We start from the raw sequence: 19,595 nt of genomic DNA on the forward strand, positions 1-19,595 counted from the left end.
CCGACGTGAAGGCACTGCACATCATCACCGGCCTCGGCGTCGGCGGCGCGGAGCAGCAACTGCGGCTGCTGCTGCGGCACCTGCCCGTCGACTGCGACGTGGTGACGCTGACCAACCCGGGCCCGGTCGCCGACGGGCTCACCGCCGACGGCGTCCGTGTCACCCATCTCGGCATGGCCGGCAACCGCGACCTCGCCGCGCTCCCCCGGCTGGTGCGGCTGATCCGCGGGGGCGGCTACGACCTGGTCCACACCCATCTCTACCGGGCCTGTGTCTACGGCCGGATCGCCGCCCGGCTGGCGGGCGTCCGCGCGGTCGTCGCCACCGAACACTCGCTCGGCGACTCCCAGATGGAGGGCCGGAGGCTCTCCGCCGGCGTGCGCGCCCTGTACCTCGCCAGTGAGCGTCTGGGCCGGTCCACGGTCGCCGTCTCGCCGACCGTCGCCGACCGGCTGAGGCGCTGGGGGGTGCCGGACCCCCGGATCGAGGTCGTCCCCAACGGCATCGACCTCGCCGGTTTCCGCTTCGACGCCGATCTGCGCGAGCTGACCCGGCGGCGGCTCGGGCTGCCCGAGGACGCGTATGTCGTCGGGGGCGTCGGGCGGCTCGCGGCGAGCAAGCGGTTCGACGTGCTGATCCGCGCCCTCGGCCAACTCCCGCAGGACTGCTGGGTGTTGGTCGTCGGCGGCGGCCCGGAGGAGAGCGTGCTGCGGCGGGCCGCCCAGCGGGCCGGGGTCGCCGACCGGGTGCTGCTGACCGGGGAGCGCCCGGCCGCGGGTGCCCCCGGCTCGGATCTGCCCTCCCTGATGAACGCCATGGACGTGCTCGCCTCCCCCAGCGCCGAGGAGGCCTTCGGGCTCGCGGTGGTGGAGGCGATGGCGTCCGGGCTGCCCGTGCTCTATGTCTCCTGCCCGGCGATCGAGGACCTGCCGCCGGACGCGACCGCCGGCGCGCGCCGCGTCCAGGGAGGCGCGGAGTCGTTCGTACGCGCCCTGCTGGACCTCCGCGCGCAGGGCCCGCGCCCCCGTGGTGTCCCCGCCGCCGCCCAGCACTACTGCATCACCCGCAGCGCCGCCCAGCTCATGGACCTGTACGCCGCCGTCTCCAGCACGCCCTCGCCAACCCCGTCCCTGGGAGTGAGTTCCGTATGACCGACCGTACGCCAGAACGCCTGACCGACGGCCCCGACCGCGGGCCCGCCTCCCTCGCCCGCTCCAGGTCCCTGCCCCCCTGGTCCCTGCTCGCCGCCGGCGCGCTGCTCGGCGGGCTGGCCGGGGGCGCGTACGGCGTGGTGAAGGCGCCCGTCTACACCGCCACCAGCTATGTCGTCGCCGTGCCCGGCGAGGGGTCGGACCCGCAGTCGGCGCTCGGCTTCGCCCAGGCGTACGGGCGGGTGGCCACGCAGGTCGCGGTGCTCGGGGACGCCCAGGTGTGGGCGGGGGTGCCGGTCGCGACGCTGCGCAGGAACGTGCAGACGGCGACCTCGCCGGACGCGCCGATGGTCGCCGTGTCCGCCACCTCCTCCCGGCCGGACGTCGCCGCCGACATGGCCAACGCCGTCTCCCGCGCGCTGACCCGGCACGCCAACGACTCCGAGCGGTCGACGCGCGTCGAGTTGCAGGAGTTCGCCCGTGCGACCAGGCCGACCGAGGCGTCCTCGGCCTCGCCGACGGTGACCGGCCTGGTGGGCACCGCGGCCGGCGGGCTGCTCGGCGGACTCGCGCTGCTGGTCCGGCCCCGGCGCTCCCCACAGACCCCGCCGGCCGCCTCCGTACCGGGCCCCGCGCTCGCCGCAGACACCCACGGCCAGCTGTGACCAGCACCCTGGACACGGGGGCGAGCACCACCCTGCGCGCCGAACTCTGCACCGACGAGGATGAGTTCGGCGCGCTGGCCGAGGCCTGGGACCGGCTGTACCGGCGGTGCGGCGCGGCCACCCCGTTCCAGAGCCACGCCTGGCTGCACTCCTGGTGGCTGTCGTACGGCACCCCGGGCAGGCTGCGGCTGGTCGTGGTCCGGGACGGCGCCGAGCTGCGCGCGGTCGCGCCGCTGATGCTGGTGCGCCGTCCGCTGCCGGCCCTCGTCCCGCTCGGCTGCCCGATCTCCGACTTCGCGGATGTGATCGTCGACGACGAGTACGCCGAACAGGCGTCGGCCGCCCTCGCCGAGGGCCTGTCGGCCGCCGCCCGGACCGCGCTGATCGACTTCCGCGAGGTACGGCCGGGCGCCGCCGTCGAACGGATCTACGACTGCTGGCCGGGGCCGCGCCGCAAGGTGGCCGACTCGGTATGTCTGGAGCTGCCCGCCCAGCCCATGGCCGAGCTGCTCAAGCGGCTGCCCAACTCCCGGGCCCAGCGGGTGCGCGCCAAGCTCCGCAAGCTCGGTGACCTCGGGATCGAACCGCGTGCCGTGGCCGCCGACGAGGTGGACGCGGCGCTGCGGACCATGCTGGAGCTGCATCGGCTCCAGTGGCAGGACCGCAAGGTCACCACCGAGCACATGCGGCCCCGCTTCTCCGAGCATCTGGCCCGCTCGGTCGCGCCGATGGTGCGGTCGGGGGACGCGGTGGTGACCGAGTTCCGGCTGGGCGAGGACGTCCTGGCCGTCGACGTCACCCTCCTCTCGCGCAGACTGGCGGGCGGCTACCTCTACGGCGCCCATCCCCACCTGCGTGAACGCAAGGCGGACGTCGCCACCATGCTGCTCGACGCCTGCGCCGGGCATGTCGGCTCCGGCGCCCACCAGGTGCTGAGCCTGCTGCGGGGCGCCGAGCCGTACAAGCTGCGCTGGCGCCCGGACACCGTCGTCAACCAGCGGCTGCTGCTCGCCCGCCGCCGTACCTCCCCGATCCTGTCGGCGGTCGTCTGCGACGCGGCGGCCCGCTGCCGGGGCAAGGAACTGGTCCGCCGGTGGCGAGCGCGGAAGGAACGCGATGCCGGCGGCGGGGGGTGAACCGCCCGCCGCCGGCTCCGGATCACCGGTAGCGCGCCCACCAGTCCGTACGGATGCAGAGCTTCCCGCCGATCCAGTACTCCACCCAGTCGCCCAGTTCCAGCGGCGAGCAGTTCGGCGGACGTACGGGCGTGGTGGGAGCCGGCTTGGGCGTGGGGGTCGGCGTCGGGGTGGGTGTGGGAGTGGGGACGGGCTTCGGGGTCGCGGTGGCGGTCGCGTCACGGCCGAAGAGCATCGACCGGTACACCTGTGCCGCCTTCGGGTTGCTCGCGCACTGCCAGACGCCGTGCGGGCAGTAGTCCGTGAGCGTGTTGTAGAGGGGCTTGTGCTCGTCCATCCAGGCGAGCATGCGCCGCATGTACTCCGGGTTGTCGCCGTTGCGGAAGAGCCCCCATTCCGCATAGGAGATGGGCTTCTTGTGCTCCTTCGCGAAATCGACGTGCGCTTGCAGGCCGTACGGTTCCTTCACCTGTTCGTCGAAGGTGATGCCGCGCGGCTGGTCGTAGGAGTCCATGCCGATGATGTCGACCGTGTCGTCCCCCGGATAGCACTGGGTCCAGGGAATGGCGTCCCGGCCGCGGTTCGGGGTCCAGTCGAACTGGAATTTCTGGCCCGGCACCGCGCGCATCGTGGTGACGATCCTGTTCCAGTACTTCTTCCAGCTCTCCGGGTCGGGCCCGCAGCGATGGGTGTACGTGATGCCGTTCATCTCCCAGCCGAGCACGATCACCGTGTCCGGGATCTTCAACTCGACCAGCCGCTCGGCGAGCCGGCGGTAGTGGTGGTCGAACTGGCCGGCGGCGGCGCGGCGCAGCAGCGCGCGGACCTCGCTGTCGGAGACGCCCTCCTCGTTGCGCTCCATCATGGGCACGTTGAGGACGAACATCCGGTCGTCCTCGTCGCGCCGCCACTCCGCCCAGGAGTCCAGGAAGCCGGGCAGCCCCTCGATGTTGGACCAGCGGTCGCCCGGCAGATAAGTGTGCGCCACCCGCAGGTCGGAGCCGCCCAGCCAGTCGCTCAGCTCGGCGATCCGGGCGACTCCGCGGGGCCCGTAGTGCAGATAGGCGCCCATGGCGGGCAGCTGCTCGGGAGGCTTCGGGATCTCGGAGGGAGTGGCCGGCACGGGCGAGGCGCCCGGCGGCGGGACGGACGCGTCCGGTGCCTGCGATGCCGTGGGCACGGCGGGCGCGGGTGCCGGGACGACCGGAGCCGGGGTCACGGCGGCGGGTGCCGGCGGGACCGTGGGGGTGGCCGGAGCCGCCGGGGCGGCCGGGGCCGGTGGGTCGGTCACCCGGTCCACCACCGCGCCCACGGCGTACACCGGGACCGACGCGAGGGCGAACGTCGTGACCACGCCGGCCGCGACGAGCGCCAGCCGTCTGTTACGGGGCCGCCTGTGCCGGGCCCGTCGCTGCTGTGGAGCCATGTCCGCTCCCCTCTCCGCTTTCTTCACTTCACTGCTTTCCGCCGCCGATTTCCACCTACTGACAATCAGTCATACGAATGTGAATTCCGCCAACTGGGGCTCCGGCCTTCGGGTGCCCGAATCGCCCGCACGGGTGACCCGACGTCAAAGAAATGTGCGAGGACCCTGTCGAAATGAACGCGTCAATGAACGTGTCGCCGCTCGACACCCGCGTTCCGGCCGTTCTGCTGCGGACGGACCGCAATCCCTTCCATCACGGAACCCTGGGAGCCGTACGGTCCTTGGGCCGTGCCGGGGTGGAGGTGCATCTGGTCGCCGACTGCGCGGGAAGTCCGGTCCGCAGTTCGCGGTTCCTCCGCGCGACGCACGCCCCGCCCCGACTCGGCGCCCGGCCGGACGAGTTCGCCGCCGTGCTGCGCCGGGTGGCGGCCCGGGTCGGCCGCCCGTCCGTCCTGGTCGCCCTGGACGACGCGAGCGCCGTGGCCGTCGCCCGGCTGCGCGAGGAGCTGACGGACGACTACCTGCTCCCGGCCGGTCCCGCCGCGCTCGCCGAGCAGGTGGCCGACAAGGCCGAACTGGCCGCGCTGTGCGGACGCCTGGACCTCCCGCACCCGGCGACGGCACTCCCCGACAGCCCGGCCGGGGCGGCGGCGTCCGCCCGCGAGCTGGGTCTGCCGGTGGTCGCCAAGTGGAGCCGCCCCTGGCTGCTGCCCGCCGACGCGGGCCTGCGCAGCACGACGGTGGTGCGCTCCGCCGGGGAGGCGGCGGCCCTGTACCGCCGCTCGGCGCAAGCGGGCAGCCGGCTGCTGCTCCAGGCGTTCCTGCCGCCGGGGCTCGACCGCGACTGGTTCTTCCACGGGTACGCCGACCACGCCGGGGTCGTGCGCGGCGGCGGCCCCGGCCGCAAGCTGGGCGCCTGGCCGCCCGGCGCGGGCCTGACCACCGTCGGCCGCTGGACCCCGAACCCCGAGGTCCAGGCGCTCGCCGAGCGGCTGACCGGCGCACTCGGCTACCGGGGCGTGTTCGACCTGGACTTCCGCCGCGAGGGCCGGACCGGCGCGTACCACCTGCTCGACTTCAACCCGCGCCCCGGCGCGCAGTTCCGGCTCTTCACGGACACGGCCGGCGTGGACGTCGTCCGTGCCCTGCACCTGGATCTGACCGGCCGCCGGGTCCCGGACGGGGCGCCTGTGCCGGGCCGGACCTTCGTCGTGGAGAACTACGCGCCGCTCACCGCGCTGCGCCCGCCGCCCCTGCCGTACCCGCCGTCCCGTCCGGGCGGGCGCGAACTGGCCTGGTACGCGCGGGACGACCGCGCCCCCGGCCTCGCCCTGTGGTCCCTGTGGCCCCGCCACGCGCTCGGCCGGCTGCTGGCCCCCCGCACCTCCCCTCCCCCGCAGCAGCCCGGCAGCCGCGCCGCGAAGCGCGCCGAGAACGAGAAAGCGAGCCGTCCGTGATGTACGACCTGCTGGTGGTGGGCGCCGGCCCGTACGGCCTGTCCATCGCGTCCCACGCCGCCGCGGCCGGGCTCAGCCTGCGCGTCCTCGGCCGGCCCATGGCGTCCTGGCGCGACCACATGCCACCGGGCATGTTCCTCAAGTCCGAACCCTGGGCCTCCAACCTCTCGGACCCCGAAGGGCGTTGGCGGCTGGACGCGTACTACGCCGAACAGGGCGTCGAGGCCCGCCACGGCCGCCCCGTCCCGGTCGGCACCTTCGCCTCGTACGGCCTGTGGTTCGCCCGGAACGCCCTGCCGCCCGTCGACGAACGGATGGTGACGTGCCTTCAGCGCCGCTGCGGGGCCTTCGAGGCGGTCCTGGACGACGGCGAGATCGTCCGCGCCCGCACGGTGGCCCTCGCCGTCGGCGTGCTCCCGTTCGTCGACGTCCCGCCCGTGCTGCGCGAGTTGGACCCCGCCCGGGTCTCGCACAGCAGCCACCACGGCGACCTCGCCCGCTTCCGGGGGAGGGACGTCACGGTGATCGGCGGCGGCCAGGCGGCCCTGGAGACGGCCGCGCTCCTCGCCGAACAGGGCACGCGGGTAAGGGTGTTGGCCCGCTCCCCCGCCCTCCGCTGGAACGACGTCCCGCCCCCGCTGGAACGCCCCCTGCGGGACCTCGCCCGCTCCCCACACAGCGGCCTCGGCTGCGGCTGGCGCAACTGGTTCTACGCGGAACGGCCCGGCTGGTACCGCCGCCTGCCCGAGGCGAGACGGGTCCGGGTCGCGGCCGAGGCCCTGGGTCCCGCGGGCGCCTGGTGGGTCCGCGACCGCGTCGAAGGGGCCGTCGAGCTGCGGCTCGGGCAGGAGGTCGCGGTGGCGTACGAGACGGGCGGCGCGGTCCGGCTGGAGACGGTGGGCCGGGGCGGCGAGCTGACCTCGCTGGACACCGAGCATGTCATCGCCGCCACGGGCTTCCGGGCCCGCTGCGAGCGGCTGGGGCTGCTCGCGCGCGAGGTCCGCGCGGACCTGGTGCCGCTCGCCGACGGCTCGCCCTCGGTCGGCCGGGACTTCGAGTCCTCGGTCCCCGGTCTGTTCCTCGCGGGCCTCACCACCGCCGCCGGGTTCGGCCCGGCGATGCGTTTCGTGTACGGCGCCTCGTTCACCGCGCCCACCCTGGTACGGGGGGTACGGCGGCGGCTGCGCTCGGGGGTGCCCGGCGGGCGGATCCCGGTGCCGGGGGCGCGGGCCGACCTGGCCTCCACCGCCGGGTCGTGACGGTCCCGGGTGCCGGAGGCCCGCCGCGCCTCCGGCACCCGGAGCGGCTCAGCGACCGGACGCGGCCCGGCCCCGCCGGTACAGGATCGCCCCGCCCGCGATCAGCGCGAGGCTGCCGGCCCCGGCGGCGATCAGCGCCTCACGGTCACTGCCGGTCTCGGGCAGCGTGGGCGGGATGGTCGGCGGCTGGGTGGAGTGCGGGGGCTTCGTCGGCGGCTGCGACGTGTGGGGCGGCTTGGTCGGGTGCGGGGACTTGGTCGGCGGCTGCGACGAGTGCGGGGGCTTGGTCGGCGGCTGCGACGTATGCGGGGGCTTCGTCGGTGGCTGCGACGTGTGGGGCGGCTTCGTCGGCGGCTTCGTGGGATGCGGGGACTGCGTCGGCGGCTTGGTCGGGTGCGGGGAGTGCGTCGGCGGTGTCGGCGGCTTCGTCGTGGGCGGGGGCTCGGTCGGCGGGGTGTCGCCGTAGCCGCCCTCGGCCTCCTCGTCGTCCGGCTGGTCGCCGTAGTCGCCGTAGTCGTCCGACGAATCGTCGTGGCCGCCCTGCGTGCCGTCGTCGTTCCCGTAACCGCCGTCGTCCCAGGGGTCCGTGTACTCCGTGTACGCGTCGTCCCCCTCGTACGCGCCGTGTCCCGCGGCCTCCTCGTACTCCTGGTACGCCGGCTCCCACGAGTCGTCGGGGTCCGCGGCCGGGGCGGCGTAGCGGGGCTCGGCCACCGGGGCGGCCTGCTGCTGCTCGGGCGCCGCCTGCCGCTCGGGCGCGGCCTGGCTCTCCGGGGCGCTCCGGGTGCTCTCCGGGGCGTGGTCGCCGGTGTTGGCGCACGCGTTGCCGATGGCCGGGTTGCCGGCCGCGGCGACGTCGACGGTGTTGCCGCAGACGTTCACCGGGACGGTGACCGGCACCTCGACCGCGTTGCCCGACGCGACGCCGGGCGAGTTCGAGGCGGCTCCGTGCGCGCCCGTGTCCGCGAGCGCCGACGTGCCGTAGAGGGACAGCAGGCCCGTCGTCGCGGCGGCCACGACCATTCTCTTGCGCAGGGTCTGTCGCATCTCGTTCTCTTCCTGCTCGAAGAAGTGGGAAAAGCCGGCCTTGGAGCCGCTGAGGACGCTCCAAGGCCGGCTTGGGCACAGCCGAACGGCTGGTGCGAGGTGTTACGACGTCAGTCGTTGACGCACACGTTGCCGGCCGCCGGGTTGAGCAGCCCGATGACGTTGATCGAGTTACCGCACACGTTGATCGGCACGTGGACGGGAACCTGCACCACGTTGCCCGAGAGGACACCCGGGGAACCGATGGCGGCACCCTTGGCCTCCGCGTCGGCGAAGGCCGGGGTGGCCATTCCCATGGCCATGATCACGCCGGCGACGACGGCAGCGCTCTTCTTGAGCTTCACGAATTTTCCCTTCTCCGCGGTCATGCCTCAATTGACGGCCGAAACCGAGCGAGCACAGCATGAACGGCTCGCATCATGACCTGCAGCCTGCGAAACGAGGAATAGACACCGGAAGAAACTCAGGAACGCGGGGAGTGGGGTAATTCACTCGATCGCCCCGGGAATTATCGGACAGTCCAATATTCGGCCACTCGTATGGCCCTGTCCGAGGGCAAGGGAAGGGCTCGGGCCGCCCGCATGCACCGCGCGGACGACCCGAGCCGTTTCCCGGTTTCCGGTTCCGGCCTCGGATCAGCCGTTGCCGTTTCCGTTGCCGTTGTCCGAGAGGATCGGGATGTCCGACAGGATGTGCGACAGTGGCTCGTCGCCCTTGGCCTGCGTGGAGTTCTCGGTGCACTGCTGGTTCTGCGGGGCGGACAGGACGGGGATGTCCTGGAGGGCGATACCGGCGATCAGCCCGGCGCCGCCGATGTTGCCCTTGACCGGCAGGCCGACACAGGGCTTGTTGAGCGAACCCTGGACCAGGGAGAGCTGCGGGCTCATGTCGCCCTTGGTCGCCGAGTTGCCGAACGCCTGGCTGGCACCGTTGCCACTGAAGGAGTTCGTGCCGCCGTCGTCGGCGAGCGCGTGGGGAGCGACGGCGGCAGCGAGGCCGGTGATGGAAGCGGCGATCGTCACCGCAGCCATTGCCTTCTTGAGCATTTCGCGTTCCTTTCCTGGCGGAACCCGGGGGTCCCTGACTCTGGCAGCAACGGCCGTACACCCGCGCCGGTTTCGGGGCATCACCCGTTCGGCCCGCTCGCGGCGGCGAATTCGAGCGGACCGAATTCGCGACGCGCGCCCCGCTCCCACTCCTCTGTTTGGGCCGACGGAGTGAATCAGAGCAACCGGTGGGTCCGGGAGAAGTTGTCCATGGCGCTCCGGTGGAAACGGGGTTTTTCCAGAAGGGAACCGCAAGTGATCAAGAAGCTCATGGCCGTGACCACGATCGCCGCCTCCGTCGTCGGAGCCTCGGCCGCCGTCGCGCCCCAGGCCCTCGCCGACGACGGTGGCACCACGACCTTCAGCGGCAACGGCGCCGAGCAGGTGTACGGCAACTCCGCGACCTACGGCAACATGAGCCCGCAGATGGCGTTGATCCAGGGCTCGTTCAACAAGCCCTGCATCGGCCTGCCGGCCAAGCTCAACCTCGGCGGCATCGGGCTGCTCGCCGGTATCGCGCTCCAGGACATCCCCGTCCTGTCCGCGCCGCAGAACCAGCAGTGCACCGAGAACTCCACCCAGGCCAAGGGCGACGAGCCGCTGTCGCACCTGCTGTCGGACATCCCGATCCTGTCGGACAACGGCAACGGCAACAACAACGGCAAGTAGCACCCCGATAAGCCTCCTAATGCGCCAATGGGGGCAATCTACGCAACCGTTGGCCGGACGCCCGGTTGATCAGAGCGCAACTCCGCAACGGAGTCCGCTTTCCGAAAGGGATCGAACATGAAGAAGCTGTGGGCTACCGCGGCTGTTGCCGCTTCCATCGCCGGCCTCGCGGCCACCGCCGCCCCCCAGGCGGTCGCCGACGACGGAGGCACGAACTCCTTCAGTGGCAACGGTGCCAGCCAGGCGTTCGGCAACTCGGTGACCAAGGGCGACATGAGCCCGCAGCTCTCCCTGGTCCAGGGTTCGCTCAACAAGCCGTGCATCGGCCTGCCGGCCAAGCTCAACGTCGGCGGTATCGGCGCCATCGGGGCGGCCCTCCAGGACATCCCGATCCTGTCGGCCCCGCAGAACCAGCAGTGCACCGAGAACTCCACGCAGGCCAAGGGCGACGAGCCGCTGTCGCACATCCTGTCGGACATCCCGGTCCTCTCGGACAACGGCAACGGCAACAACAACGGCAACTAGCGTCACGCCACCACCGGACACACCGAAGCGGGTCGCCGAGTCCATCGGCGGCCCGCTTCGCCGTGCTCCGGCAGATGGCGGCCCCGGCTCACTTCTTCGCGTACAGCGACTCGATCGCCGCCGCGTACGCCGCGGTGACCGCGTGGCGCTTGACCTTCATGGAGGGGGTGAGAAGGCCGTTCTCCTCGCTGAACTCGCCTTCTATCACCTTGAATTCGCGGATGGACTCGGCGCGGGAGACGGCCTGGTTGGCGTGGTCGACGGCCTGTTGGACGTCGGCGCGCATCCGGGGGTCGTCGACGATCTCGGGGAGCGGGGTGTCCGGGGACATGCCGCGGACGTGCAGCCAGTGGGTGACGTCCTCGGGGTCGAGGGTGATGAGGGCGGCGACGTAGGGGCGGTTGTCGCCGACGACGATGCACTGGCCGACCGGGGGGCGGCTGCGCAGCCGGTCCTCCAGGACGGCCGGGGAGACGTTCTTGCCGCCGGAGGTGACGAGGATGTCCTTCTTGCGGCCGGTGATGGTGAGGTAGCCGTCGTCGTCGAGCGCCCCGAGGTCGCCGGTGGCGAACCAGTCGTCGGTGAGGGCCGCGTCGGTGGCGGCCGGGTTGTTCCAGTAGGTACCGAAGACGATGCCGCCCTTGATGAGGACCTCGCCGTCCTCGGCGATACGGATCGCGGTGCCGGGGACGGGCCGGCCGACGGTGCCGGGGCGGGGCTTCAGGGGCGGGACGATGGTGGCCGCCGCGGTCGTCTCGGTGAGGCCGTAGCCCTCGTAGACGATGATCCCGGCGGCGTAGAAGAAGAGGTTGAGGTCGCGGTCGAGCGGGGAGCCGCCGCTGATGGCGTAGCGCATCCGGCCGCCGAGCTCCCTGCGGACGCGGCGGTAGACCAGCAGGTCGTACAGCGCCCAGGCGGCGTACAGGCCGGGCGTCGGGCCGGGGCCCTGGTCCAGGAACTTGTCGAGGGAGGCGCGGGCGAAGCGGACGCCGAGGCGGTGGGCGCGGTCGAAGGAGGAACCGCGGCCGATGCGTTCGGCGGTGGCGCGGCCGGTGGCGTGGATCCGCTCGAAGAGGTACGGGACGCCGACCAGGAAGGTGGGCCGGAACTTCTTGAGCGCGGGCCGCAGTTCGTCGGGCTTGATGCTCGGGCAGTGGCCGATCTCGATGCGGGCCATGAGGCAGGCGATCTGGATCGTGCGGCCGAGGATGTGGGCGAGGGGGAGGAAGAGGAGGGTGGACGCGGCCTGGCCGGTGACCGCCTCGAAGACCGGGTGGAGCAGTTCGACCGTGTTGGCGGCCTCCGCGTGGAGGTTGGCGTGGGTGAGGACGCAGCCCTTGGGGCGGCCGGTCGTGCCGGAGGTGTAGCAGATGGTCGCGGCCGTGTCGGGGGTGAGGGCGGCGCGGCGCTTGGTCACCTCGTCGTCGGGGACGCCCCGGCCCAGGTCGGCGAGGTGGGCGAGGGCCTCCCGGTCGATCTGCCAGACGTGCGGGGGCCGGGAGTGGCCGGCGGTGGCGGCGGCGACGGCCTCCGCGTTGCCGGCGGTCTCCACGACGACGAAACGGGCGCCGGAGTCGCGGACGATCCACTCGATCTGCTCGGGCGAGGAGGTGGCGTAGACGGGGACGGACTGGCCGCCTGCCGCCCAGACGGCGAAGTCGAGGACCGTCCACTCGTAGCGGGTGCGGGACATGATCGCGACCCGGCCGCCCGGTTCCAGCCCGGCGGCGATCAGCCCCTTGGCGGTGGCGGTGACCTCGCGGGCGAAGGTGGTCGCGGTCACCGGCTGGTAGGTGCCGTGCTGGTCGGCGCGGCGCAGGACCACCGCGCCGGGGGCCGCGGTGGCGTTGACGAAGGGCAGGTCGGCGATGCTGCCACTGGTCGGGCGGGGGGCGAGGGCGGGGGTGCGGGCCTCGCGGACCACGCCGTGCGTGTCCCGGACGATCTCGACCTGGACGCGGTCGGTGAGGCCGCCGCGCCGTTTCGCCTGGTCCAGTTCCCTGCGTACGCCCATCACCGCTCCCCGAGGCCCCCGACCGCTTCATTACTGACGAGTCAACTTACCGGTGCGTAAGGAATTTTCAATGGTTTCGGACGACTCCGGGGGACGAGGAGGGGTGGGGGTCAGGCACGGTGCGGCTCCCGCCCGTCCCCCGGGGGCGGGCGTCAGAACAGCATCGTGTCGGCGGTCCTGATCGCCTCGGCCAGGCCGTACAGGTCCTTGTCCTCGCGGTCGCGGGCCAAGTCGTCGGCGCGAAGGCCCAGTTGGCGGAGGGAGGGGCCGGCCGGGAGGTCGGGCCGGCGGCCGTCCTGGCGGCGGAGGGAGTCGGCGAAGTAGGCGGCCACGGCGGCGACCCGGAGTCCGTACGGTGAACCGGACCACAGGTCGTCGTGCAGGGCGGAGGCCTCCAGACCGGCCGACTCCTCGTGCGGGGTGCGGGTGTCGGGGTCGAGCCAACGAACGGTGGCGGTGGCGAGGTGGCCGCCTTCGGTGCCCTCCTTGGTACGGACGACGTAGAGGGCGGTGACGGTGTGGCCGGGGCCGACCTCGCCGCCGTCCACCCGGTCGTCGCGGAAGTCCTCGTCGGCGACCTGCCGGTTGTCGTAGCCGATCAGGCGGAACTCCTCGACCGTCGCCGGGTCGAAGGCGACCTGGGCCTTGGCGTCGCGGGCGGTGAGGTCGATGTTGCGCGGGAGTTCCTCGCAGAAGAGTTCCTCGGCCTCCTCCTCGGTGGAGACATACGTGGTGTGGCCGTCGCCCTTGTCGGCGAGCTGTTCCATGAGCGCGTCGCCGTAGTCGCTGCCGACGCCCACGCCGAAGAGGGTGATGCCGTGCTCGCGGCGCTCGCTCGCGATGCGTTCGAGGATGGTGTCCGCGTCGGTGGAGCCGGTGTTGGCGAGGGCGTCGGAGAGCAGGACGACCCGGTTGGTCGCGCCCCTGCGCAGGCCGTCGACGGCCGTCTCGTAGCCGGTCTCGACGCCCGCCGCGAGGTTGGTGGAGTCGGTGGGTTCCAGGCTGTCGACGGCCTCGCGGATCTCGCCGCGGTTGTCGTCGAGGCGGGTCATCGGCAGGACCGTCTCAGCCTCGTCGCTGAAGGTGACGATGGCGACCGAGTCGTCGTCGCGCAGCCGTTTCGTCATGGTGCGCAGGGCATCCTGGGCGAGGTCGAGGCGGCCCGGTTCGGACATGGAGCCGGAGACGTCGATGACGAAGGTGAGGGCGGCGGGCGGGCGCCTGCTGTCGCTCTCGGCGGTGCGGGTGGCGAGGCCGACGCGGACCAGGGACCAGTTCTCGTCGTCGGTGCGGGCGCCGTCGACGGTGACCGAGAAGCCGTCGCCGTCCGGGCGTTCGTAGTCCTGGCGGAAGCTGTTGACGAATTCCTCCGGGCGGACCGTCGACGGGTCGGGCAGGCTGCCGTCCTGCAGGGTGCGGCGCGCGTAGCCGTAGGAGGCGGTGTCGACGTCGAGGGCGAAGGTGGAGAGGTAGTCGGGCGAGGGCGCGAAGTCGGGAGTGTCGTTTTCCGGTCGCTCGCCGCGCTGTTCGCCGGTGCCCTCGGGGGCGGGGGCCGGGAAGCCGTCGTCGGGGCGGCTCTCCCCTTTGCCCCGGTCGTGCGACGAGGAGTCGCCCCGCTGGCCACCGCCGCTGCAACCGGTGAGGAGCAGGGCTCCTGCCGTGCCGAGGGCCAGGAGTGCGGTGCCCAGTCGGCGTCGTGCCGTCGTCCGTGCCCTGTCCGTTCCGCTCCTGCGATACGTGTGCATCCGGGCCCCCTAGCCACGTCGTCCGTCGCCTGTTCGCGGGTTTCGCGGGCGACTGGTTGTGACTGTGACGGCGGAGGGGGCTCGGATGTGCGCCACGGGGTGTTGCGGATGCGTCTCGAAGCGGCCACGAAGGGTGGCCGCCGAGACCGGTGGGTGATCCTCCGTTGACCTAGGAGACGACGTCCTTGCGGCGGAAACCGCGGAAGGCCAGGGCGAACAGGACGAGCGCGTACGTTACCGAAATCGAGACGCCCTGGATCATGTCCGTGTACTCGGGCTGCGGGCGGACGACGTCCAGCCAGGCGTACTGCCAGTGGGCGGGCAGGAAGTCGCGCCAGTCACCGAGGGCGGTCACCGAGTCGAGCACGTTGCCGACGATGGTGAGGCCGACGGCGCCGCCGACCGCGCCGAGCGGGGCGTCGGTCCGGGTGGAGAGCCAGAACGCCATGGCGGCGGTGACCAGTTGGGAGACGAAGATGTACGCCACGGTGATCGCCAGGGCCTGGCCCGCGGCGCCCGTCGTGATCTCGCCGCCGGTCGGCAGCACCAGCGGGCCCCAGCCGTAGGCGATCGAGCCGACGACGAGCGCGACGACCGGCAGCAGCACGATCGCCACCAGGCTGAGCGTGAGACCGACGACGAGCTTGGACCACAGCAGCCTGAGGCGCGGTACGGGCGCGGCGAGGAGATAGCGCAGGGAGGACCAGCTGGCCTCCGAGGCGACCGTGTCGCCGCAGAACAGCGCGACGGGGATGACGAGCAGGAAGCCCGCGGCGGCGAACAGGTTCACCGCGGCGAAGTTCGCGCCGGACGCCGTCGCGGTGTCCATCAGGTTGGTGCGGTTGTTGCCCTCGCCGGGGCTGCCGCCGACCTGGAAGGCGATCAGCAGCACCAGCGGCAGGGCGAACAGGATGCCGAACATGACCATCGTGCGGCGGCGCTTCAGCTGGCGGACCAGCTCGACCCCGAGGGGCAGGGTGCGGCCCGCGCGGTAGCCGTCGGCGACCTCGACCGGCTCGTGGTGTCCGGGTTCCGTGTGCTCGGCACGCTCGGTCGCCGTGCTCATGCGTGCTCTCCGATCAGGGTGAGGAAGGCGTCTTCGAGGCGGCGGTTCGGGCCGACGGACTCCACGGGGACCTCCAGCCGGACGAGTTCGGCGACCAGACGCCGGGCGCTGCCGTCGGCGTCGAGGCGGACCACCAGGCCGTCGTCGGCGCGGACGGCCGACTCGACCCCGGGCAGGGCGGCGATCTTCTCGACGAGCGGCTCGTCCACGGGCTCGGCCGTGCCGACCAGGAGCGTGTCGCCGGAGCCGACGATCTCGCTCACGGGGCCCGCCTGGACGAGCTGTCCGTGGTCCATGACGACCAGATGCGTACAGGTCTGCTCGACCTCCGCCAGCAGGTGGCTGGAGACGATGACCGTGCGGCCTGCGGCGGCGTAGCGGATCATGACCTCGCGCATCTCGCGGATCTGCGGCGGGTCGAGTCCGTTGGTCGGCTCGTCGAGGATCAGCAGGTCGGGCAGGCCCAACATGGCCTGGGCGATGGCCAGGCGCTGGCGCATGCCCTGGGAGTAGGTGCGGACCGCGCGGGCGAGCGCGTCGCCGAGACCGGCGATCTCCAGGGCCTCGTCCATGTGGGCGTCCTCGGCCGGGCGGCCGGTGGCGGCCCAGTACAGCTCCAGGTTCTCGCGGCCGGACAGGTGCGGGAGGAAGCCCGCGCCCTCGACGAAGGCGCCGACCCGGGAGAGGACCGGGGCGCCCGGCACGATCGCGTGGCCGAAGACCCGGATCCGGCCGCCGTCGGGCTGGATGAGGCCCATCAGCATGCGCAGGGTCGTCGTCTTGCCCGCGCCGTTCGGCCCGAGCAGCCCGAGGACCTGGCCCTTCTCGACGCGGAAGGAGAGGTCGCGGACGCTGTAGCGGTCGCCGTTCTTGTACTTCTTGCTGAGGTCGGTGATCTCCAGCGGGACCTCGGCGAGCGCCGGGTCCGGGGCCGGGGTGACGATCCGGCGGCGGCCGGTGACCAGCAGCAGCGCGGCGATCGCGGCGCCGGCGATCGGCAGGTACACGACCCAGGCGGGCAGTACGTCGCCGCGGTCGGCCCGGCCGAGCGGGGTGGGCACCGCCAGGTCGCCCTTGAGGGAGACGGTGTACGTCGCCGGGGTCGTCGGGGAGGCGTAGCCGAGGTCGGTGGAGGCCAGGACCAGGCGGAGGCTGTGGCCGTCGTCGAGGTCGTAGTCGACGGCGGGGAGGGTGAGCTTCACGTCCTTGCCGGACTTGGCGCCCTCGACGCGCAGCGGCTCGACCAGCTGGGACGGGAGGACCTGGGACCTGCCGTCCGGGCCGACGTCGTACACCTTGGCGAAGAGGACGGCGTCCTCGCTGGTGGACCTGACGTGGACCGTCGCCGTGGGCGAGCCGGTGATCTGCAGGTCGTCGGCGACGGGCTTCGACTGGAACGCGGCGAACTGGCCGGGGAAGTCCAGGGAGATGCTGACGCCGAGCGAGGAGAGCTGGGCGAGGCCGCCGGCGGCGCCGAGGCCGGGGAGGGCGGAGATGGCGGGCGGGTTGGCGCCGGCCGGGTTCTCGAAGCTCTGCTCGCGGCCGGCGAGGGCGATCTTCGTGGGGTCGCTCGCCAGGCCCGGGTAGGTGTCGTCGGTCGTGCCGGCGAGGCGGGGCTCGCCGTCGCCGGAGCCGGCGCCGAGGGTGCGGGTGACGCGGAACGCGGAGCCGGTGTCGGCGCCCTTGTCGTCCTTGAGGTAGCGGTCGAACCAGGCGGTGGTCCGGGCCTGGACCCGGCTCGTCTCCATGTCGCCGCCGTCGTGGCCGCCGGCGATCCAGTCCACGTCCACGGGGGCGCCGTTGGCCTTGATCGCCTCGGCGGCGGCGTCGGCCTGGCCGAGCGGGAAGAGGGAGTCGGTCTGGCCCTGCATCAGCAGGGTGGGCACCTTGATGCGGTCGCCGACGGCCTCGGGGCTGCGCTCGTCGAGCAGCTTCACGGCCGCCGCGTCGGGCGCACCGGACTCGGCGACGCGCTGGTACATCTCACAGAGCTGGGTCTCGAACTTCTCGCAGCCGCCGCCGGTGTTCACGAAGAGACCGGCCCACAGCTTCTTGAAGACGCCGTTCGGGAACAGGGCGTCCGCCAGGTTCCAGTACGTGATCGCGGGCGCGATGGCGTCGACGCGGTCGTCGTATCCGGCGGCCAGCAGCGAGATCGCTCCGCCGTACGAGGCGCCTGCCATGCCGAGGCGCGGGTCGCCCTTCTTGTCGAGCTCCACCTCGGGGCGGTCGGCGAGCCAGTCGATCAGCTTCGAGACGTCGGCGACCTCGCCCTTCGGGTCGTTGAGGCCGATCTTGCCGGTCGACTCGCCGAAGCCGCGGGCGGACCAGGTGAGGACCGCGTAGCCGTCGCGGGCGAGGGACTCGGCCTGGGCGCGGACGTCGTCCTTGCTGCCGCCGAAGCCGTGGCCGAGCATGACGGCCGGGCGGCGGCCGTCACCGCCGGAGGTGAAGTACGAGGTGTCGATGCGCACGCCCTCGGCCGTGGTCATGGCCTGGTCGGTGCGGGTCACCGGCGCCGCTTCGTCCGAGGCGGTGGCCGTCCAGGTGCCCGCGCCGGCGAGCACGACGACGGCGGCCGCGGCGGCGATGGTGCGCCTCGGCCTCCGCCGGAGCGCTCCGCGCAGGCGCGGGCCGGGCAGTCGAAGATCCATGCGTCAACGGTACGGGGGTGTGGTGGGGGCCCAGGGCCCCCTCAGGGGGGAAGAGTGGGACATCCCACGGTCGTACGGGAGGAATTCGGCATACAGCGGGTGCGGTACGTCCTTGGCTGACAGCAACCTGATAAGTGCGGGGTGGGTGGGTACGTGTCGGCTCGGTGGGGGCTTGTCACGCAGTTCCCCGCGCCCCTGCTTTTAGGGGCGCGGGGGGGCCGCTCAGTGGTTGCGGGGGAAGCCCAGGTCCACGCCCGAGGGGCCGTCGGCCGGGTCGGGCCAGCGGGTGGTGACGACCTTGCCGCGGGTGTAGAAGTGGGTGCCGTCGTTGCCGTAGATGTGGTGGTCTCCGAAGAGGGAGTCCTTCCAGCCGCCGAAGCTGTGGTAGCCGACGGGGACCGGGATCGGGACGTTGACGCCGACCATGCCGGCCTCGACCTCCAGCTGGAAGCGGCGGGCGGCGCCGCCGTCGCGGGTGAAGATCGCGGTGCCGTTGCCGAACGGGGAGGCGTTGATGAGGGCGATGCCCTCGTCGTAGGTGTCGACGCGCAGCACGGTCAGGACCGGGCCGAAGATCTCGTCCTGGTAGGCCTTCGCCGTGGTCGGGACCTTGTCCAGGAGCGAGATGCCGATCCAGTGGCCGTCCTCGTGGCCCTCGACCGTGAAGCCGGTGCCGTCGAGGACGACCTCGCAGCCCTCGGCCGCGGCGCCCGTGACGTAGGAGGCCACCTTGTCGCGGTGGACGGCCGTGATCAGCGGGCCCATCTCGGAGGTGGGGTCGTTGCCGGGACCGATCTTGATCTTCTCGGCGCGCTCGCGGATCTTCTCCACGAGTTCGTCGCCGATCGCGCCCACCGCCACCACCGCGGAGATCGCCATGCAGCGCTCGCCGGCCGAGCCGTAGGCGGCGGAGACGGCGGCGTCGGCCGCCGCGTCCAGGTCGGCGTCCGGGAGGACCAGCATGTGGTTCTTGGCGCCGCCGAGGGCCTGGACGCGCTTGTGGTTGGCGGAGGCCGTGGTGTGGATGTAGCGGGCGATCGGGGTCGAGCCGACGAAGGAGATCGCCTTCACGTCCGGGTGCTCCAGCAGGGCGTCGACGGCCACCTTGTCGCCGTGGACGACGTTGAAGACGCCGTCCGGGAGGCCGGCTTCCGCCAGCAGCTCCGCGATCTTGATCGAGGCCGACGGGTCCTTCTCGGACGGCTTCAGGACGAAGGTGTTGCCGGTCGCGATGGCGATCGGGAACATCCACATCGGGACCATCGCCGGGAAGTTGAACGGCGTGATGCCCGCGACGACACCCAGCGGCTGGCGGATCGAGGAGACGTCCACCCGGCTGGCGACCTGCGTCGACAGCTCGCCCTTCAGCTGTACGTTGATGCCGCAGGCCAGATCGACGATCTCCAGGCCGCGCGCGACCTCGCCGAGCGCGTCCGAGTGCACCTTGCCGTGCTCGGCGGTGATCAGCTCCGCGATCGCGTCACGGTTGGCGTCCAGCAGCGCGCGGAAGCGGAACAGGATCTCCGTGCGCTTGGCCAGCGAGGACTGGCCCCAGCTGACGAAGGCCTCCTTGGCGGTACGGACCGCCGCGTCGACCTCGTCGACGGTCGCGAAGGCGACCTTGGTGGTGACCGCGCCGGTCGCCGGGTCCGTGACCGGCCCGAACGTACCCGACGCGCCTTCGACGGTCTTGCCGCCGATCCAGTGGTTGACGATCTTCGTCATGCCCAGATAC

The 19,595-nt window shown here is 72.5% G+C and carries 16 protein-coding genes; 7 read left to right on the forward strand and 9 right to left on the reverse strand.

The features are described 5' to 3' along the window. The first annotated feature begins 5 nt into the window (after positions 1–5). The 3 genes from J8M51_RS04070 to J8M51_RS04080 are packed head-to-tail and all read left to right on the forward strand — an operon-like array spanning position 6 to position 2,952. Positions 6–1,151: a glycosyltransferase gene (locus J8M51_RS04070; RefSeq protein WP_086754988.1), complete on the forward strand. Its 1,146-nt coding sequence runs from the start codon at positions 6–8 to the stop codon at positions 1,149–1,151. Further along, entirely contained in the window at positions 1,148–1,816 is a 669-nt protein-coding gene (locus J8M51_RS04075) for a YveK family protein (RefSeq protein ID WP_086754987.1), read from the forward strand. Before J8M51_RS04070 ends, J8M51_RS04075 begins: the two co-directional genes overlap by 4 nt. Continuing rightward, entirely contained in the window at positions 1,813–2,952 is a 1,140-nt protein-coding gene (locus tag J8M51_RS04080) for a GNAT family N-acetyltransferase (protein WP_086754986.1), read from the forward strand. Before J8M51_RS04075 ends, J8M51_RS04080 begins: the two co-directional genes overlap by 4 nt. 22 nt (positions 2,953–2,974) lie before the next feature. On the opposite strand, the gene J8M51_RS04085 is transcribed toward J8M51_RS04080, so the two are convergent. Continuing rightward, positions 2,975–4,378 (reverse strand): glycoside hydrolase family 26 protein, encoded by a 1,404-nt coding sequence (locus J8M51_RS04085; protein WP_267298964.1) that lies wholly within the window; start codon positions 4,376–4,378, stop codon positions 2,975–2,977. Between the two features lie 191 nt (positions 4,379–4,569). Here J8M51_RS04085 and J8M51_RS04090 point away from each other — a divergent pair, with 191 nt between their 5' ends. Further along, the gene (locus J8M51_RS04090) at positions 4,570–5,835 is read left to right on the forward strand and encodes a carboxylate--amine ligase (protein WP_086754993.1); all 1,266 of its coding nucleotides are present in this window, start codon (positions 4,570–4,572) and stop codon (positions 5,833–5,835) included. After that, positions 5,835–7,094, forward strand: coding sequence for an NAD(P)-binding domain-containing protein (locus J8M51_RS04095; RefSeq protein ID WP_267299286.1), 1,260 nt, complete (start codon positions 5,835–5,837; stop codon positions 7,092–7,094). Before J8M51_RS04090 ends, J8M51_RS04095 begins: the two co-directional genes overlap by 1 nt. Before the next feature lie 48 nt (positions 7,095–7,142). Here J8M51_RS04095 and J8M51_RS04100 read toward each other — a convergent pair whose 3' ends face one another. From J8M51_RS04100 to J8M51_RS04110, 3 genes are all read right to left on the reverse strand, one after another. Beyond that, entirely contained in the window at positions 7,143–8,141 is a 999-nt protein-coding gene (locus J8M51_RS04100) for a chaplin (protein WP_267298965.1), read from the reverse strand. 110 nt (positions 8,142–8,251) lie between these two features. Further along, positions 8,252–8,509, reverse strand: coding sequence for a chaplin (locus J8M51_RS04105; protein ID WP_086763900.1), 258 nt, complete (start codon positions 8,507–8,509; stop codon positions 8,252–8,254). A 267-nt stretch (positions 8,510–8,776) separates the two neighbouring features. Next, the gene (locus tag J8M51_RS04110) at positions 8,777–9,187 is read right to left on the reverse strand and encodes a rodlin (protein WP_086763902.1); all 411 of its coding nucleotides are present in this window, start codon (positions 9,185–9,187) and stop codon (positions 8,777–8,779) included. A gap of 255 nt (positions 9,188–9,442) precedes the next feature. On the opposite strand from J8M51_RS04110, the gene J8M51_RS04115 reads away from it, so the two are divergent. Further along, positions 9,443–9,856 carry a rodlin gene (locus J8M51_RS04115; protein ID WP_086763904.1) on the forward strand — a complete coding sequence of 138 codons (414 nt, stop codon included), beginning with the start codon at positions 9,443–9,445 and terminating at the stop codon, positions 9,854–9,856. A gap of 117 nt (positions 9,857–9,973) precedes the next feature. Continuing rightward, a complete protein-coding gene (locus tag J8M51_RS04120) occupies positions 9,974–10,381 on the forward strand; it encodes a rodlin (RefSeq protein WP_216587867.1) in 408 nt (135 codons plus the stop codon). A gap of 88 nt (positions 10,382–10,469) precedes the next feature. Here J8M51_RS04120 and J8M51_RS04125 read toward each other — a convergent pair whose 3' ends face one another. The 5 genes from J8M51_RS04125 to mmsA form a co-directional block, all read right to left on the reverse strand. After that, entirely contained in the window at positions 10,470–12,395 is a 1,926-nt protein-coding gene (locus tag J8M51_RS04125) for an AMP-dependent synthetase/ligase (protein ID WP_267298966.1), read from the reverse strand. Between the two features lie 152 nt (positions 12,396–12,547). After that, complete coding sequence (locus J8M51_RS04130; RefSeq protein WP_086763511.1) at positions 12,548–14,140, reverse strand: vWA domain-containing protein; 1,593 nt, start codon at positions 14,138–14,140, stop codon at positions 12,548–12,550. 169 nt (positions 14,141–14,309) lie between these two features. Continuing rightward, complete coding sequence (locus tag J8M51_RS04135) at positions 14,310–15,206, reverse strand: ABC transporter permease (RefSeq protein ID WP_086763513.1); 897 nt, start codon at positions 15,204–15,206, stop codon at positions 14,310–14,312. Then, the gene (locus tag J8M51_RS04140; RefSeq protein WP_086763515.1) at positions 15,203–17,860 is read right to left on the reverse strand and encodes an alpha/beta fold hydrolase; all 2,658 of its coding nucleotides are present in this window, start codon (positions 17,858–17,860) and stop codon (positions 15,203–15,205) included. Before J8M51_RS04140 ends, J8M51_RS04135 begins: the two co-directional genes overlap by 4 nt. A 222-nt stretch (positions 17,861–18,082) precedes the next feature. Then, positions 18,083–19,585: a CoA-acylating methylmalonate-semialdehyde dehydrogenase gene (mmsA, locus tag J8M51_RS04145; protein ID WP_086763544.1), complete on the reverse strand. Its 1,503-nt coding sequence runs from the start codon at positions 19,583–19,585 to the stop codon at positions 18,083–18,085. Positions 19,586–19,595: the final 10 nt, after the last annotated feature.

This window comes from Streptomyces griseiscabiei (genome assembly GCF_020010925.1).
GTDB lineage: Bacteria > Actinomycetota > Actinomycetes > Streptomycetales > Streptomycetaceae > Streptomyces > Streptomyces griseiscabiei.

Excerpts from the sequence above, each read along its gene's own strand:
- J8M51_RS04075 (WP_086754987.1), top strand. The coding sequence starts at position 1,148 with ATGACCGACCGTACGCCAGAACGCCTGACCGACGGCCCCGACCGCGGG.
- J8M51_RS04085 (WP_267298964.1), bottom strand. The coding sequence starts at position 4,378 with ATGGCTCCACAGCAGCGACGGGCCCGGCACAGGCGGCCCCGTAACAGA.
- J8M51_RS04095 (WP_267299286.1), top strand. The coding sequence starts at position 5,835 with ATGTACGACCTGCTGGTGGTGGGCGCCGGCCCGTACGGCCTGTCCATC.
- J8M51_RS04100 (WP_267298965.1), bottom strand. The coding sequence starts at position 8,141 with ATGCGACAGACCCTGCGCAAGAGAATGGTCGTGGCCGCCGCGACGACG.
- J8M51_RS04105 (WP_086763900.1), bottom strand. The coding sequence starts at position 8,509 with ATGACCGCGGAGAAGGGAAAATTCGTGAAGCTCAAGAAGAGCGCTGCC.
- J8M51_RS04110 (WP_086763902.1), bottom strand. The coding sequence starts at position 9,187 with ATGCTCAAGAAGGCAATGGCTGCGGTGACGATCGCCGCTTCCATCACC.
- J8M51_RS04120 (WP_216587867.1), top strand. The coding sequence starts at position 9,974 with ATGAAGAAGCTGTGGGCTACCGCGGCTGTTGCCGCTTCCATCGCCGGC.
- J8M51_RS04125 (WP_267298966.1), bottom strand. The coding sequence starts at position 12,395 with ATGGGCGTACGCAGGGAACTGGACCAGGCGAAACGGCGCGGCGGCCTC.
- J8M51_RS04130 (WP_086763511.1), bottom strand. The coding sequence starts at position 14,140 with ATGCACACGTATCGCAGGAGCGGAACGGACAGGGCACGGACGACGGCA.
- J8M51_RS04135 (WP_086763513.1), bottom strand. The coding sequence starts at position 15,206 with ATGAGCACGGCGACCGAGCGTGCCGAGCACACGGAACCCGGACACCAC.
- J8M51_RS04140 (WP_086763515.1), bottom strand. The coding sequence starts at position 17,860 with ATGGATCTTCGACTGCCCGGCCCGCGCCTGCGCGGAGCGCTCCGGCGG.
- mmsA (WP_086763544.1), bottom strand. The coding sequence starts at position 19,585 with ATGACGAAGATCGTCAACCACTGGATCGGCGGCAAGACCGTCGAAGGC.